The 15,728-nt window shown below is 71.0% G+C and carries 14 protein-coding genes; 3 read left to right on the top strand and 11 right to left on the bottom strand.

What is annotated here, in order from left to right; genetic code table 11:
- Positions 1-5 precede the first annotated feature (5 nt).
- The 10 genes from QSK32_RS37925 to QSK32_RS37970 all read right to left on the bottom strand — a co-directional run bounded on the left by QSK32_RS37925 (position 6) and on the right by QSK32_RS37970 (position 13,292).
- Complete coding sequence (locus tag QSK32_RS37925; RefSeq protein WP_285474648.1) at positions 6-1,529, bottom strand: acyl-CoA carboxylase subunit beta; 1,524 nt, start codon at positions 1,527-1,529, stop codon at positions 6-8.
- A gap of 225 nt (positions 1,530-1,754) precedes the next feature.
- Entirely contained in the window at positions 1,755-3,053 is a 1,299-nt protein-coding gene (locus tag QSK32_RS37930) for a chaplin family protein (RefSeq protein ID WP_285474649.1), read from the bottom strand.
- Positions 3,054-3,260: 207 nt separating this feature from the next.
- Entirely contained in the window at positions 3,261-3,794 is a 534-nt protein-coding gene (locus tag QSK32_RS37935) for a hypothetical protein (RefSeq protein WP_285474650.1), read from the bottom strand.
- 156 nt (positions 3,795-3,950) lie between these two features.
- Positions 3,951-4,832, bottom strand: a complete 882-nt coding sequence (locus QSK32_RS37940; protein ID WP_045742625.1) for a hydroxymethylglutaryl-CoA lyase — start codon at positions 4,830-4,832, stop codon at positions 3,951-3,953.
- Between the two features lie 4 nt (positions 4,833-4,836).
- Positions 4,837-6,171: an acetyl-CoA carboxylase biotin carboxylase subunit gene (locus QSK32_RS37945; protein ID WP_045742524.1), complete on the bottom strand. Its 1,335-nt coding sequence runs from the start codon at positions 6,169-6,171 to the stop codon at positions 4,837-4,839.
- Between the two features lie 37 nt (positions 6,172-6,208).
- On the bottom strand, positions 6,209-6,814 hold the full coding sequence (locus tag QSK32_RS37950) for a TetR/AcrR family transcriptional regulator (RefSeq protein WP_045742523.1): 606 nt from the start codon (positions 6,812-6,814) through the stop codon (positions 6,209-6,211).
- Positions 6,815-6,863: 49 nt separating this feature from the next.
- Complete coding sequence (locus tag QSK32_RS37955; RefSeq protein ID WP_285474651.1) at positions 6,864-9,698, bottom strand: tetratricopeptide repeat protein; 2,835 nt, start codon at positions 9,696-9,698, stop codon at positions 6,864-6,866.
- Positions 9,695-11,449 (bottom strand): HSP90 family protein, encoded by a 1,755-nt coding sequence (locus QSK32_RS37960; RefSeq protein WP_285474652.1) that lies wholly within the window; start codon positions 11,447-11,449, stop codon positions 9,695-9,697. The genes QSK32_RS37955 and QSK32_RS37960 overlap by 4 nt, the downstream gene beginning before the upstream one ends.
- Positions 11,450-11,548: 99 nt before the next feature.
- Positions 11,549-12,448, bottom strand: a complete 900-nt coding sequence (locus QSK32_RS37965; protein ID WP_045742520.1) for a sulfurtransferase — start codon at positions 12,446-12,448, stop codon at positions 11,549-11,551.
- A gap of 73 nt (positions 12,449-12,521) precedes the next feature.
- Complete coding sequence (locus QSK32_RS37970) at positions 12,522-13,292, bottom strand: SGNH/GDSL hydrolase family protein (protein ID WP_045742519.1); 771 nt, start codon at positions 13,290-13,292, stop codon at positions 12,522-12,524.
- A gap of 250 nt (positions 13,293-13,542) precedes the next feature.
- Here QSK32_RS37970 and QSK32_RS37975 point away from each other — a divergent pair, with 250 nt between their 5' ends.
- The 3 genes from QSK32_RS37975 to QSK32_RS37985 all read left to right on the top strand — a co-directional run bounded on the left by QSK32_RS37975 (position 13,543) and on the right by QSK32_RS37985 (position 15,077).
- On the top strand, positions 13,543-13,932 hold the full coding sequence (locus tag QSK32_RS37975; protein WP_045742518.1) for a CBS domain-containing protein: 390 nt from the start codon (positions 13,543-13,545) through the stop codon (positions 13,930-13,932).
- Positions 13,933-14,011: 79 nt separating this feature from the next.
- The gene (locus tag QSK32_RS37980; protein WP_045742517.1) at positions 14,012-14,455 is read left to right on the top strand and encodes a SufE family protein; all 444 of its coding nucleotides are present in this window, start codon (positions 14,012-14,014) and stop codon (positions 14,453-14,455) included.
- A 1-nt stretch (position 14,456) separates the two neighbouring features.
- On the top strand, positions 14,457-15,077 hold the full coding sequence (locus QSK32_RS37985) for a DsbA family oxidoreductase (protein ID WP_285474653.1): 621 nt from the start codon (positions 14,457-14,459) through the stop codon (positions 15,075-15,077).
- Positions 15,078-15,137: 60 nt separating this feature from the next.
- Here the strand turns inward: QSK32_RS37985 and QSK32_RS37990 are convergent, their stop codons facing one another.
- A complete protein-coding gene (locus QSK32_RS37990; protein ID WP_285474664.1) occupies positions 15,138-15,689 on the bottom strand; it encodes a YbaK/EbsC family protein in 552 nt (183 codons plus the stop codon).
- Positions 15,690-15,728 lie beyond the last annotated feature (39 nt).

Below are 15,728 nucleotides of genomic sequence, written 5' to 3' on the forward strand. Positions count from 1 at the left end.
TCCTTCTAGACCGGGGTGACGCCGTGCCGGCGCCGGGAGAACGCGCGGTCCCTGCCCCGCGCGGCGGAGAACCGCCGGACCAGTTCGTCGCGCAGGTCGCCGGGTTCGACCACGGCGTCCACGACGAGTTCGCTGGCCAGGCGCATGATGTCGATGTCGCGCTCGTACTCGGCGCGGCGCGCGGCGACGAAGGCGGCCCGTTCCCCGGCGTCCTCGATCGCAGCGATCTTGTTGGCGTACACCGCGTTGACCGCGGCCTCGGCGCCCATCACCGCGATCTTGGCGGTGGGCAGGGCGATCGTGGCGTCCGGCTCGAACCCGGGCCCGGCCATCGCGTACAAGCCGGCCCCGTACGCCTTACGGACCACCACACAGATCTTGGGAACCGTCGCCTCGGCGATCGCGGTGATCATCTTGGCGCCGTGCCGGATGATGCCCTGCTTCTCCACCGCGGTGCCGACCATGAAGCCGGGCACGTCGGTGAGGAAGAGCAACGGGACGTTGAAGGCATCGCAGAGCTGGACGAAACGGGCGGCCTTGTCGGCCGAGTCCACGAACAGCACCCCGCCCTTGAACATCGAATTGTTGCCGACGACGCCGACCACCTCGCCGTCCAGACGAGCGAATCCGACCGTCAACTCCCGGGCCCACAACGCGTGGATCTCGAAGAAGGAATTCTCGTCGACCAGGCCTTTCACGTACCGCCGCATGTCGAAGGCCTGCCGCTCACTCACCGGGACCAAGGCGCCCAGATCGATGCCCGCCGGGGCGGTGGCGGCCTCCGACGGCGGACGCTCGGTCCAGTTGGCCGGCAGGTAGGAGAGGTAGGTCCGGACCACGTCGAGCGCCTCGCGCTCGCTCTTGCAGAGGAAGTGCCCGACGCCCGACTCGGCGCAGTGCACCCGGGCGCCGCCCATCGCCTCCAGCGTCGTCTTCTCCCCGGTGACCATCTCGACCATCCGGTCGGAACCGAGGTACATGCTGGCGTTGCCGTCCACCATGGCCACCACGTCGCAGAACGCCGGGATGTAGGCGCCGCCCGCCGCGGACGGCCCGAACAGGGCACAGACCTGCGGAATCGCGCCGGACGCCCGGACCTGGTTGTGGAAGATCCGGCCGGCGCCGCGCGGCCCGGGGAAGAGGTCGACCTGGTCGGTGATGCGGGCGCCGGCCGAGTCGACGAGATAGATCATCGGCACGCCGTCCCGGTAGGCCCGCTCGATGGCCCGGATGATCTTCTCGACGGTGCGCGCGCCCCACGACCCGGCTTTGACCGTGGAGTCGTTGGCCATCAATCGCACGTCGCGGCCGTCGATCCGGGCGGCTCCGGTGATCACCCCGTCGGCGGGCAGCCCGTCGGCGAGGCTGTTGGCGAACAGCCCGTCCTCGACGAACGAACCCTCGTCGACCAGCAGGGCGACCCGTTCCCGGGCGAAGAGTTTGCCCTTGGCGGCGTTGGCGGCGTGGTAGCGCTCCGCCCCACCGGCCAGCACCCGTTTGCGGGCACCCGCGAGCGCGTCGCCGTCCATCGCGTCCTCCGATTCGCCTTAACGCTCGTTAGACCTTAACGAGCGTTAGGCTAACTCACCGGGCGCGCTCCGGCAACGACCCTGCGTGTTCCGGCAACGACGAACGGGAGTCCCCGCGTGATGCGGGAACCCCCGTTCAACTGTCGCCGGCGCTGTGGAGGAGCACCGGCGGGCCGGGTCCACGCCCGGGACCGGCGTGTGACCCCGTTCCAGTGCGACGCGCGGTCAGCGCACCGCGTCGAGCAGGTCCAGTCCGCCGAGGCTGCCGGTGCCGAGACCACCGGTCAGCCGGTTCACCGTGGCCTCCGTCTTGCGGCCGCCGTTGCCGGTGTCGGCGTCGCCGCCCTGGTCGGCGTACATGTCCGGGCTGACGTAGCCGCCGTTGCCGTGGCCCTTGCCGCCCTTGTTCCCGTGGCCCTGGCCGCCGTGACCGCCCTGGCCGCCCGCGTCGATGGCGCCACCCGCGCCGTTGTCCAGCGCACCGCTGTCCTGGTTGTCCAGGACCACGTAGTCGTTGTCCAGGACGTCGACCGTGTTGTTGAGAGCGCCCTGGCCGCCGTAGCCGGGCTTCATCGGCTTCTGGCCACCCTTGTGCTGGTAGCCGCCACCCACGTTGTTGCCGCAGCTGCCCGAGCCGTACGCCGCACCGGCCAGCCCGAGGGAGTTGCCGCAGTGGTTGACCGGCACGGTGATCGGGATGTTGATCGAGTTGCCGTTCAGGACGCCGAGGTTGCCGGCGGCCGGAGACGTGGTCTTGACGCCACCGTGGGCCAGGTTGTGGGCCGCGCCGTAGACGTACCCGGCGCCACCGTGCCACAGGTCGTGCGCCCAGTCGTGGCTCGGCTGCACCTTGTGGCTGTTGCCCGGCTTGGTGTACTTGCCGCCGCTCACGTCGTTGCCGCAGGACCCGGCGCTGTACGCGTGCCCCAGCATGCCGAGCGAGTTGCCGCAGAGGTTCGCCGGCGAGATGGCCGTGGAGGCGATGTCGTTCCCGTTCAGGTGCCCGATGTTGGTCGCCAGCGGGTTGCCGCCACCCTGCCGGGTGGTGCTCTCCAGCGTGCGGCCCTTCTTGTCCTTCGCGGCCGAGCCGTACCCGTTGCCGCCCCCGACGCCGCCCACGCTGTTCGAGCAGGACGCCCCGGCGGCACTGTGCCCCAGCACCGCGTCGGAGTTGCCGCAGACGTTGACCGGCACGGTCACCGGCACCGAGATCGAGTTGCCGTTCAGCAGGCCCAGGTTGGTGCCGGCGGCCTGCTGAGCGGTCTTGCCCTGCCCCTTGACCTGGTTGCTGCCGCTGCCACCGGCGACGCTCTTGCCGCCGAGCAGCGCGCCGCTGTTGCCGACGACGTTCACCGGCATGTCCACCGGGATCGAGACCGAGTTCCCGTTGAGCGCGCCGATGTTGCCGTAGGAGGAGCCGCCGGTGCCCTCGGTGGCGTTCGCCGCCGCGGCCGGGCCGAACAGCAGCGCGCCCGCGGCCAGGATTCCCACGCTGAGCGTCTTACGAACCCAAGTCTTCTTCATCAGGAGGCACGCCTTTCTCGCAAGGTCGTCAAGAGGATTTCCGCGTATTCACATGCGGATCCGGAACTACGCTTTTCGGACACAGTGCTGCCCGGGCACTATTCCTTTTGTTTCTGAGCACGTCCGGGAACGGCGCTCGGCGTCGGCGATTCGCCGTTCGTACGCAAACGGTTGAGGAATCGCGGGCCGCGGAAGGAGCGGGGTGCGTCAGTCGGGAGGGACGGCCGGTGCCGCGACATGGTGTCGCCGCGGGCCGGCGTCGATCGCGCCCGGGAGCCGGGATGCGGTGTCGGCGCGCGGCAGGACGGCTGCATGCCCGATGCGCAGCGTCTCACCGTCCTCCGCGGCGCCGGCCCGTGGTGTCTCCCCACTCGGAGTCGCCACGGGTCTCGCGCCGGCCCCTGCCGTGACCGGCGGCGCTTCGTCCACAGTGTTCCCGCCGGCCTGCGGGGAGACGGACACCGCCCACAGGCCCGCGACGGAGGACGTCGGCCGCGGCTCGCCGGCCGCGGGTTCGGAGCCGGGCACCTCCGCCACGGCCCCGGCGGGCACGCCCGCAGGGTCCGCGGCCTGCGCGGTGGTGCCGGTGAGCAGCCAGGCCGCACCGGCCAGTCCGCCGACGACGAGTACACGCAGAACCCACCGGTGACCGGTGAGCACCGCACGGCGCTCCGGGCTCCTCGCCGTCCCCTGGTTGTGGAACGGCATGAGGGCGGAACCGCTATGGATCACATCCGTCATGACCCACCCCCTCGTCGTCTACCGAGGCCTTATACACCGTTTTTGTCCGGTTGTGGCCGGAACAGGCGATATTGGCCGCTCGGTATAGATAACGAGGCCCCGGACGGGAAAGTCACGGGGACAAATCGGAAAAATGATCGTGAGAAAAAGGGTGAATCACACCAATCGGGTACGCGGTCCGGCCCGCAGAACACCCGACGACAACCGTCGACCGACCACCCTCTCGGCCAACTCCGCCGCCACGATCAGTCGGTCGAGGTCGACCCCGGTGTCGAGGCCCATGTCGTGCAGCATGTGCACCACCTCCTCGGTCGCCACGTTCCCGGTGGCACCCGGCGCGTACGGGCAGCCACCCAGTCCGCCCACGCTGGCGTCGAACTCGGTGATCCCCAGCTCCAGCGCGGTCAGGATGTTGGCCAGGCCGGTACCGCGGGTGTCGTGGAAGTGCAGCAGATCCGGGCGCACCTCGGCGAGGAGATCCCGCACCCGGCGCGGCGTCGCCATCCCGGTGGTGTCGCCGAAGGCGATGCGGTCCGCGCCGTCGCCCCGGACCCGCGCCACGATGGCCGCCACCCGCGCCGGATCCACGTCCCCCTCGAACGGGCAGCCGAAGCTCGTCGCGACGATCACCTCCACCGTCGCCCCGGCCTCGTGCACCAGCGGGATCAGGCCGGCGATGTCGTCCAGCGAGTCCACGGTGGACCGGTTGAGGTTGCGCCGGTTGTGGGTGTCGCTGGCCGACACCACCACCTCGATCTCCCGGAACCCGGCAGCGATCGCCCGCTGGGCGCCCCGGGTGTTCGGCACCAGAGCCGAGTAGCGCACGTCCGGGTTGTGCCAGGCTTTCGCCCAGACCTCGTCCGCGTCGGCCATCTGCGGGATGGCCCGCGGATGCACGAACGACACCGCCTCGATGCGCCGCACCCCGGTGCCGCTCAGCGCGTCGATCAGCCGGATCTTCGCCTCGGTCGGGACCGGCTCCTCGTTCTGCAGGCCGTCGCGGGGTGCGACCTCCCGAAGCGACACCGCGGTGGTCATCACGTCACCGCATCCGGGAGACGATGCCGGTGTCGTAGTCGCCGGAGAGGAACTCCGGGTTCTCCAGCAGCTCGGCGAAGAACGGCAGGTTGTTCTTCGGGCCGGCGATCCGGAACCCGGCCACCGCGGCCCGCGCCCGGGCTATCGCCTCGTCCCGGTCCGCGCCGGTGACGATCAGTTTCGCCATCAGCGAGTCGTAGAACGGGGTGACCGTCGTCCCCTCGGCGTAGCCCGCGTCGACGCGGATCCCCTCACCGGCCGGCTCGTCCCAGGTCGCGACCGCGCCCGGCCCCGGCAGGAACCGTTTCGGATCCTCCGCGTTGACCCGCAGCTCGATCGCGTGCCCCCGGGTCGCCCGGTCCGGGTCGAACAGCGGGGCGAGACCGGACGCGATCCGCAGCTGCTCCTCGACCAGGTCGATGCCGTGGATCAGCTCGGTGATCGGGTGCTCCACCTGCAGGCGGGTGTTCATCTCGAGGAAGAAGAACTCGCCGCTCGCCGGGTCCAGCAGACACTCCACTGTGCCCGCGTTGCGGTAACCGACCGCCTCGCCCGCCTTGACCGCGGCGGCCAGCAGCCGTTGCCGCAGCTCCGGGCCGACCGCCGGGGACGGCGCCTCCTCCAGGAGTTTCTGGTTGCGGCGCTGCACCGAGCACTCCCGCTCGGAGAGGGCCACCACCCGGCCGTCGGCAAGTCCGAGGATCTGCACCTCCACGTGGCGCACCCGGGGGAAGTAGCGCTCGATCAGCACCGATCCGTCGCCGAACATCCGCTCGGCGAAGGCACGCACCTTGTCGTACTCCGTGCGGAGCCCGGCCTCTTCGGTCGCGACCGCCATGCCCATGCCGCCGCCGCCGGCAGCCGCCTTGACCATCACCGGGAAACCGATCGCCGTCGCGGTCGCCAGCGCGGCCTCGGCCGAGCCGGCGGGTTCCGGTGAGCCCGGTGCGACCGGCACCCCGGCCGCGGCCATCAGATTTCGGGCATTGATCTTGTCGCCCATCGCGCTGATCGCCTCGGCGCCGGGCCCGACCCACACCAGGCCGTTCGATCTCACCGTACGCGCGAAGTCCGCGTTCTCACTCAGGAAGCCGTAGCCGGGGTGCACCGCCTGGACACCCGTCGACTTGGCCGCGGCGAGGATCGCCTCCGCATTGCGGTAACTCTGTGCCGGGCTCGCCGGTCCGACACAGACCGCCTCGTCCGCCTCGAGGACGAACGGCAGGCCGGCGTCCGCCTCGGAGTGCACCACGACGGCCCGCACCCCCAGCCGCTTCGCGGTGCGGACGATCCGGCGGGCGATCTCGCCCCGGTTGGCGATGAGCAAGGACTCGATCATGTGGCCCTTCCCGCTGGTCCCGGTGGGGAGTGGGTGATCAGTGGCCCGTCAGGGCGTGCACCGTCGCCTCACGCAGCAGGTGGGCACGGCGGCGCCGGTCCACCTCGCCGCCCAGGAACGGCGTCGAGTTCATCAGGCCGAACGCGGCGTGTGCCAGCACCCGGGCCTCCGGCGCGGTCAGCTCCGGGCGCACCCGCGACAGCACGCCGACCCATTCCTCCACGTAGAGACGCTGCAGCCGCCGGATCTGCCGGCGGGGCTCCTCCGGCAGGCGATCCAGCTCGTGCAGGTGCAGAGCGATCACCGCCGGGTTGGCCAGCGCGAAGTCCACATGGAAGTCGATCAGGTCGGCGAGGGCGGCCTCCGCGTCGTCCGGATGCCGGCCGACCCGTTCCTGCCCGCCCTGCAGCAGGCCCTCACTGACCGGGATCAGGGCGGCGACCAGCATCGCCTCCTTGCCCGCGAAATGGTGATAGAGGGCCGGCCCGGTGACGCCGGCGGCGGATCCGATGTCGTCCATCGACACGCCGTGGTAGCCACGGGAGGCGAAGAGACCCACCGCGATCTCGAGAATCTCATCGCGGCGTGACCGCCGCCGGGGCGCCGGCGGGGTGGCCCGGTTCCGCTGTTCTACCGTCGTCACCCGGCCACTCTAACCCGATGTCAACCCACGCCTTAACGGTCGTTAGGCCTTATTTTCGCGCGGCGCGCGCCTCCTCGAGAAGCTCGGCGGCGAGCTGGTGGGTGGGCGAGGCCGGTCCCATCCTCGTCAGCAGGCCGTTGAGGATCTCCTCGGACTCGGCCGCGGCACCCGAACGCAGCAGCGCCTCGGCCAGCATCCCCTCCACCCGATCGGCGTCGTCGTCCGCCTCGATCCCCCGCAGGAGTGCCGGCGCGTCACGCAGATGCGGCACGGTGTCGGCGTAGCGGCCACGGCGCATCAGCAGGTTGCCCACCTCGAACGCGAAGATCGCCTTCCCCCAGATCACCCCGGGGTGGTCGGCCAGCTCGGCGGGGAGCTCGGCGTAGTGGCCGGCGACCGTGCTGATCAGCTCCTCGGCGGCGGGCACCTCGTCGGCGTAGTTGAGCGCCATCAGCTGACGGCGGAGCAGCCGCAGCTCACCGACCGCGTCGCCGGACTCCCGCAACGCGTCGGCGGCCGCCTGGAAGGTCAGCGCCGCCTCGCTGTCCCGGTCCATGTCGTAGAGCAGCTGGCCGGCCTGCTCACCGATCTGGCCCCGGCCGGCCGGGTTGTCCGCCAGCCGTTCGATCAGTTCGCGGTAGAGGTCCAGGGCACGCTGGTTGTCGCCCAGGTCGCGGTAGATCGCGGCCAGCAGGAACCGGGTGTCGTCGGCCGCCTCGTCCATCTCCAGCCGCTGGAACCCGATCAGCGCCTCCTCGCCCACCTCGGCCGCCTCCGCCAGGTGCCCACCCTCGCGGTACGCCTCGGCGAGCTCCTGCCGGGCGAAGAGGCCACCCTCATCGCGGCCCTGTTCGGCGCAGACCGCCACCGCCTCGACGAAGTCGTCGATCGCCTCCTCGAACCGCTCCAGGCGGATCAGCGCCCGCCCCCTGTGGACCCGGGCCGTCAGCACCGTCTCGGGCAGACCGGTCCCGATGACCTCGGTGAGCGCGGTGAACACCTCGTCCGGGTCGTCGGCGAGCTGCCCGAACGCCGCGGCGGCACCGGCCGACAGGGTGACCGGGCCGTGCTCGCGGTAGAACTCCCACGCCTGACGGGCCGCCTCACCGGCCTCGTCGTGCCGGTGCGCCTCGGCCCGGTTCCGGACCCGCATCATCGCGTGGTGGGCCTGCCGCCGGAGGTCGCCGGACGCCACGGCGTGCTCGTCGGCACGGTCACCGGCGTCGTTGGCCTCGTCGATCCGGCCGAGCAGCAGGTACATCGTGGACAGCCGGGTCCAGGCGCCGGCCCGCTGACCGGCGTCGCCGTGCTCGTCCTGGTGGGCGACGTCGGCCTGCACCGCCGCGAGGGCCACCGCGTGGACCTCCTCGGCGTCGTCGTCGCCGGCCTTGACCATCCGGACGCGTTCCAGGGCCGCGCGGGCCAGCACGCTGACCGCCTCGCCGGTCCGGCCGGCCTCGGCGAACAGGTCGGCGGCCCGTTTCCAGACCGCCACGGTCGCCGCGTGTTCCTCGTCGGGCAGGTGGAAGCCCCGCAGGGTGAGCAACCGGGCCGCCTGTTCCGGGTCGGCCGGCTCCCCGAAGCGTTCGCCGAGAACCGCGACGACGGCGACCGCGGCGACCTCCTGGTCGTCGGCGGACAGGAACTCGGCCAGGTCGAGCAGTTCCGCAACGGTCGCCTCGGCCGGAATCTCGGGGATCACGGCGGCCGGTGCGGTGGCCGGCGACGCCACCGGCCCGGCCGGCACCGTCACCGGCTCGGCAGGCGTCGCGCCCGCACGGCGGGCGGTCGGCGAGAGCGGGACGGTCACCTCGAACGGCTCGGCGGCCAGCACCTCGGCGATCACGGCACTCTGGTGCGACGTGCCGTTACGGGCGTCGAACCTGGCGGCGAGACCGGTGGCGAACCCGGCCAGCTCCTCGCCGAGCATCGCCGCCGTGATGTCCGGGCGGCCGGCCCGGCGGATCGGCGAGTCGCCGTGGCCCAGCACCGTCACCCGGCGCAGCAGCAACGCCGCCGACGCGGCGAAGTTCATCGCGGCGGCCGGTGACGGGGCACGGTCCAGCCAGTCGATGTGCCGTTGCAGGATCTCCAGGCCGCGGCTCTCGTTGCCGGTCCGGGCGCAGAACGCGATGTGGTCGCCGACGCCCCACAGGTCGGCCAGGTTGTTGCGCTCGACCAGGTAGGAACGGCGGTGCGCGTCGGCCGACTCCCGCAACCGGCCGATCCGCAGGAACGGCACCATCAGGTCGCTGAGGATGCTCTGCGGCTGCTCCGAGCAGGTCAGCTCGCCGGCCAGCACCGGCTCGGCCAGCTCGACCGCCTCGGCGTGCTTGCCGTTCTCGGCCAGGTGCCGGACCAGGGTGCTGGGGTCACAGCCGATGCAGTCGGACAACTCGTTGCGCGGCGCCGTCTGCCATTTCGCGAACCACTCCTCGGCCTGCTCGGTGTCACCGACGTGATCGGCGACCAGGTAGCGGTACTTGTAGACCGGCTGCAGGCCGTGGCCGCCCTCGCGGTAGCGCCGCTCCATGTCGTCGAGCACCGCGTAGGTCCGCTCCAGCGGCACCTCGGGAAACTTCGTCAACGAGCTGACCATGTTCTTGAACAGCCACAACATGTTGTGCACCCGGCTCGCGTGGTACGGCGCGGGGTTGCGGTCGAAATCGCTCACACACCAGGAGAAGGTCGGGAACGCCTTCACCGGCTCACCGCCGTAGAGATACGCCGTGGTGGCGAAGAGGCGGGCGTGGAAACGCAACTCCGGGTCGCCGGTCGCCTCCACGTGCCGCAGCACCTGTTCGGTCAGGGCGATCTGCGCCGCGCCGTACGGCAGGTCGTACGCCTGGTGCAGCAGTTCCCAGAGCTCCTGTGCGGTCTTCATCGGTTCTCCTCCCCCGGGACGGCCCGGTCCAGCAGTCCGAGGAACGACGTGGTGAGCAGCGCCGCGTCGGACGGGCGGATCGGGTGGTGGCCGAGCATCAGGGCCTGGCCGTAGAGCGACTCGACGGCGAGGCCGGCCAACTCCGCGTCACCGAGGGCGGCGACCCGGCGGACCAACGGGTTGCGATGGTTGAGCACCAGTTGCGGACGGTCGGCCGGCACTGTCCGCGACAAAGCGTCCAGCACCCCGCCCCACAGATCATCCGCCTCATCGCGGCTCGCGGTGAACTCATCGTGGAACGCCGCTGCCCGACTGACCAGGTAGAGCGACGGAAGGGTGACCGGATCGAACGCGCGGACCACCACCTCACAGCCCAGCCGGTCGAGCCGGCGCTGGGCGGCGGCCAGGAACGGGCGCAGCCGCAACTCGACCTCGGTGTCCAGCGGAACGAACCGGGTGGTCAGGTCGGTGGGGTCGAGCCGCTCGACGCGGACCTCCGGGTCGGTGGCGGCCAGCCGCTCGATCAGCTCGGCATCGTAGACGTACCCGCCGTTGATCAGGCCGACGTCCTGCGCCGCCGCGACCGCGGCGAGCTGGCGGAACTCGTCGGCGGTGGCCGCGTAACGCAGCACGCCGTGCCGGGACCGGAACTCGGCGAGGGTGACCTCACCCATGTTGGTCTGCATCGGGAACCACTGCTCGACCAGGCGCAACATCTCGTCGTCGTGCAGGGCGAGCGCCTTGACCCCGAGGTGGTGGATCCGCAGGAACTCGCCGAGCTGGTGCGGGTCGGTGGCGGCCAGCCGGACCAGCCAGCCGCGCAGCTGGTCGGCGATGGCGTCGCGGGTCTCGGCGAGCATGCCGTCGTCGTAGAGCGCCTCCCGGCTGGCGGTCGGCCGCAGCTCGGAGCTGTCCACCACGCACCGGGCGAAGAACGCCCACTCCGGCAGCAGTCCCTCGACGTTCTCCGAGAGCAGCATCCGCTTGAGGTAGACGCGGTGCCCGCCGCGGCTGGCCGGGTTGACCGGGGTGGGCAGCACGAACGCGGCACCGGTGAGCCCGGCACCGGGCACGTTCAGCTCGATCACGTCGAACGGCCGGAAACCCAGGGTCTCCTGCGCGTACGCCATCCGGCCGGCCGGCGGCAGCTGCCACGGGAGGACGCCCGTGGTGACGGTCCGGTCGTCGACCGTCACGGCGACCGGCAGCAGAGAGCCATAGACGGTGGCGAGTTCGACGACGGTCGTACCCGTCAGGAAATGCTCGGCGCCACGGCGCGGCAGCAGGGTGACCGTGGTGCCGGCCTCGCGCTCCGGACCCGGCCGCACCTCGTAGCGCCCGTCGGAGAAACCGGTCCAGAGCACCGGGGCCGCACCCTCCCGCCGGGTGTGCACGCGGATCTCGTCGGCGACCAGGAAGCAGGAGAGCAGGCCGATGCCGAACTGGCCGAGGAACTCGTGCCGGGCGAAGCCGAGCTCGTCGCGCTTGGAACTGCGGCCGATGGTGGCGAGCAGCTCGTGCACCTGAGCCTCGGTGAGGCCGATGCCGTTGTCACTGATCCGCAGGGTGCCGTCCCCGGTGGCATCGGCGGACGTGATCGCCACCGCCCCGGCGTGGTCGGGCCCGACCGCCGTGATCGCGTCGACGGCGTTCTGCAGCAGCTCGCGGACATAGACGCGGGGGCTCGCGTAGAGGTGGTGGCTGAGCAGGTCGACGATGCCCCGTAGGTCGACCTGGAACGTGTTGCTCACGGGCGTGCACGGTACCGGGCCGGACCGACAGAAACGGTGCTACCCGAGCGGGCAGCACCGTTTGTTTACACAGCGTCGATCAGGCCCGGCGGCCCGGTGTCACCGCAGACCGCCGGGTTCCTGGCCCCGGGCGATCGGCGCCCGCACGAGGTTGCCCCACTCCGTCCAGGAACCGTCGTAGTTGCGAACCTGCGGGTAGCCGAGCAGATGGCGCAAGACGAACCAGGTGTGGCTCGACCGCTCGCCGATCCGGCAGTACGCGATGATGTCGTCCGCCTCCTCGAGGCCGAGTTCGTCGCGGTAGATCTTGATCAGCTCGTCGTGCGGTTTGAACGAGCCGTCCTCGTTCGCCGCCGACTTCCACGGCTTGCTGACCGCGCCCGGGATGTGCCCGCCGCGCAGCGCACCCTCCTGCGGGTACGCCGCCATGTGCGTCAACTCGCCGGTGTACTCCTGCGGGGACCGCACGTCGACCAGCGGCCGCCCACCGGCGATGTGCCCCATCACCTGGTCACGGAACGCCCGGATCTCGACGTCGTTGCGCACCGGGACCGGATAGTCGGCCGGTTCCCGGACGGTCTTCTCCCGGGTCAGCTCACGCCCCTCGGCCGACCACTTCTGCCGGCCGCCGTCGAGCAGCCGCACGTCGCGATGCCCGAAGAGACCGAAGACCCAGAGGGCGTACGCCGCCCACCAGTTGAAGTTGTCGCCGTAGAAGACGATCGTGTCGTCGCGGCCGATGCCCTTCGCCGCGCACAGGGCGGCGAACGCGTCCGGATCCAGGTAGTCGCGGGTGAGCTGGTCGTTCAGCTCCAGATGCCAGTCGACCTTGACCGCGCCCGGGATGTGCCCGGTGTCGTAGAGCAGCACGTCCTCGTCCGACTCGACGACGACCAGGCCCGGGCTGTTCAGGTTCGCGGCGAGCCACTCGGTGGTGACCAGTTTCTCGGGATGCGCGTACGCCTGCAGCGCCGGCGCCGGATCGTTCGGAACGGACATGCCTGCCACGCTAGCGCCTGTTCCGTCAGAGGGCTGGACCTCGCCTCGCTCCCGCCCCCTGACGGAACCCTGTTCAGTCCCCGAACGGGGTCAGCACCGGGCGCTTCGCCGTGACGAGGTCACCGGACGAGCGTCCGCGCAGGTGCCGTCCCACCCAGGGGGCCAGGTGCTCGCGGGCCCAGCGCAGGTCCGCGCTCAGCGCCAGCCGCCACGGCGTGGACTGCGGCATCGGCGGCACCAGCATCCACTCCTCCTCGACCCCGACGCCGAGCGCGTTCAGCACGTGCCCGGCGACCCGCCGGTGGCCGGCCGCGGACAGGTGCAGCCGGTCGGCGTTCCACAGGTCGCGGTTGAGGAACGCGTGGTCCCCGAAGAGGTCGATCACGTGGCCGCCGTGCCGGGCGGCGATGTCCCGGAAGCCGTCGTTCAGGGCGTCCGCCCGGGATCCGATCATCCGGCGCCCGCCGGGCACCAGCGACGCGATGTCGGCGAACCGGAACAGGATCACGTCGGCGCCGGCCGCGCGCAGTCGCGCCACCACCGGGTCGATCTTGTCGAGCAGCATCTCCGGGTCCACCCGGGGCCGCAGGATGTCGTTGCCGCCGGCCGCGAAACTGACCAGGTCGGGTTTCATCTCCAACGTCGGTTCCAGCTGCTCGGCGAGCACCTGGTCGAGGAGACGCCCGCGGACCGCGAGGTTCGCATACCCGAACTCCGGACCGTGTTCCACTGCCAAGCGGGTGGCCACCAGGTCCGCCCATCCGCGGTAGGTGCCGTCCGGGTACTCGTCGGACATGCCCTCGGTGAAGCTGTCCCCCATAGCCACGAAGCTGCGCCAGGCCATCTCGCCCCCTAACGTCTGTTCAGCTTTGCCTGCTGAGCAAGTTTCCACCGGACGGCGGCCAGACGGAACGTGACGCTGGCGACACAGTGATATGGGCGTGCTTTCACCACCCCCGATCCCTAGCCTTGGTTGACATGCTGCTACGCCGCACACACCACAGGTCACGAACGCCCCTTGTGGACGTCATCGGTGTAATCCGGCCCGAGGTCGGGTAACCGTGACACAACAGCGCTGGAGGGGCGGCAGAGTCATGGTCAGACTGGTCGCGGACGCGATGACCCGGCAGGTCGTCTATCTGCCGGAGGACACACCACTCGACGAGGCCGCGCAGGCGATGCGCGACCGCGGGATCGGCGATGTCGTGGTGACGCGCGGCCCGGCTCTGGCCGGCATCGTCACCGACCGGGACATCGTGATCCGTGCGATCGCGGAGAACCTGCCACCGGATTCCACCACCTTGGCCACGGTCGCCAGCCGCGAGCTGGTCATGATCGAGCAGACCGCCACCGTGGAGGAGGCGGTGCAGGCGATGCGGGAGCGGGGTGTGCGCCGGCTGCTGGTCTGCGACGCGGACCGCAACCTGGTCGGCATCCTCAGCCTCAGTGACGTGGCACTGTCCGCCACCGCCACGGCCGCCTGACGGTCCGCTCTGCGGTCTCCGGTCATCCGCTGCTCGGCGCGGCGGATGACCGGATCACCCGGCGCGTAGATTCGAGGGCGTGACTGACATGCCGCCGAAACTGGCCGAGATCGTCGACGACTTCTCCTCCGCACCCCGTGACGTGGTCCTGGAGATGTTGCTGGAGTTCTCGGACGCGGTCGCCCCTCTGCCCGCGGAACTCGCCGGGCACGAGGGCATGGAACAGGTCCCGGAGTGCCAGACCGCGTTCTTCCTGAAGGCCGTGGTCCAGCCGGACCGGACCGTGGTGACGCACTTCGACTGCCCGCCGGAGGCCCCGACCACCCGCGCCTTCGCCGGCATCCTGGCCGAGGGCCTGGCCGGCGCGACCGCCGACGAGATCCTCGCGGTGCCGGCCGACCTCTACGCGCGGATGGGGCTGGCGCAGGCGATCAGCCCGCTGCGGGTCCGCGGCGGCACGGCGGTCCTGGCCCGGCTCAAGCGGCAGGTCGCCGAGCAGCTCGCCCCGCTCCCGGCGGAGTGACGTGGACATCCAGGTCTGGTCCGACGTCGTCTGCCCCTGGTGTTACCTCGGCCGCCACCGACTGGAGGCGGCCCTCGCGATGTTCGGCGAGGACGTCACGGTGACCTACCGCGCCTACCAGCTCGACCCGTCCCCGGTGCCCGAGCCGTTGCCGGTCACCACGGTGATGACGAACGCCGCGGAGATGGTCGACCGGGTGACCGCGGCGGGTGCGGCCGACGGACTGGTCCTGGACTTCGGCCGGGCGATCACCGCCAACACCTTCACGGCGCATCGGCTGATCGCTTGGGCGGCGCTCCGCGACCGGCAGTCCGCAATGCTGGACGCGCTGCAGCGCGCGCACTTCGCCGACGGCGTGGACCTCGGGTCGGTGCCGGCCTTGGCGGCCGTGGCCGGATCGATCGGGCTGGACGCCGCCGAAGCTCTGTCCTACCTGGAATCGCAGGCCGGCACCGCGGCGGTCCGCAACGACCTGGACGAGGCCCGGGAACTCGGCGTCGCCAGCGTCCCGACACTGGTGATCGACGGCAAGTTCGTGATCCAGGGAGCGCAGGATCCCGCCACGCTGCTGTCGGCGTTCCAGGAGATCCGGCGACGCGAGACGGTCGAAGCGGGGCGGTGATCCCGGTCGATGACGTTTCCGTGGATGTTTCACGTGGAACAACATCGAGACCCGGCGATGTCAGCCGACCTCGCGGGCCAGCCCCTCGATCACCTCGGCGCCGGGCAGCGCTCCGAGGGCCGGGCCGGCGATGGCGATCTTGCTGTGCCGGACACCGGACCCGATGATCACGTGCGGGGTGGCGATCACCCGGGAGTCGACCAGGATCGGCCAGGAGGACGGCAGCCCGATCGGGGTGATCCCGCCGTATTCCATCCCGGTCAACGAGACCGCGTCGTCCATCGGCGCGAAGCTGGCCTTGCGGACGTCCAGGTGCTTCCGGATCACACCGTTGACGTCGGCCCGGGTGGTGGCGAGCACGATGCAGGCCGCGTAGCGGGTGACCTCACCGCGGCGGCCGGCCACGATCACGCAGTTGGCGGACTCGGCCAGGCTCACCCCGTACGCCTCGCAGAACGCCGCGGTGTCGGCCAGGCTCGCATCGATCGGCGCGACCAGCACCTGATCGGCGTCGATCGGCGCCTCCACCGGCCAGACCTCCAGCGCCTTGGCCACCGGCGGGGCGAGCAGGTCCAGCCGGGACTGGGCTGATTCGGTCTGCAGGCTTCCCATCATGCTGTTCATCCTCACCCAGGCCGTGGATCTTCGGAT

It is taken from the genome of Actinoplanes sp. NBRC 101535 (assembly GCF_030269225.1).
Classification (GTDB): domain Bacteria; phylum Actinomycetota; class Actinomycetes; order Mycobacteriales; family Micromonosporaceae; genus Actinoplanes; species Actinoplanes rectilineatus.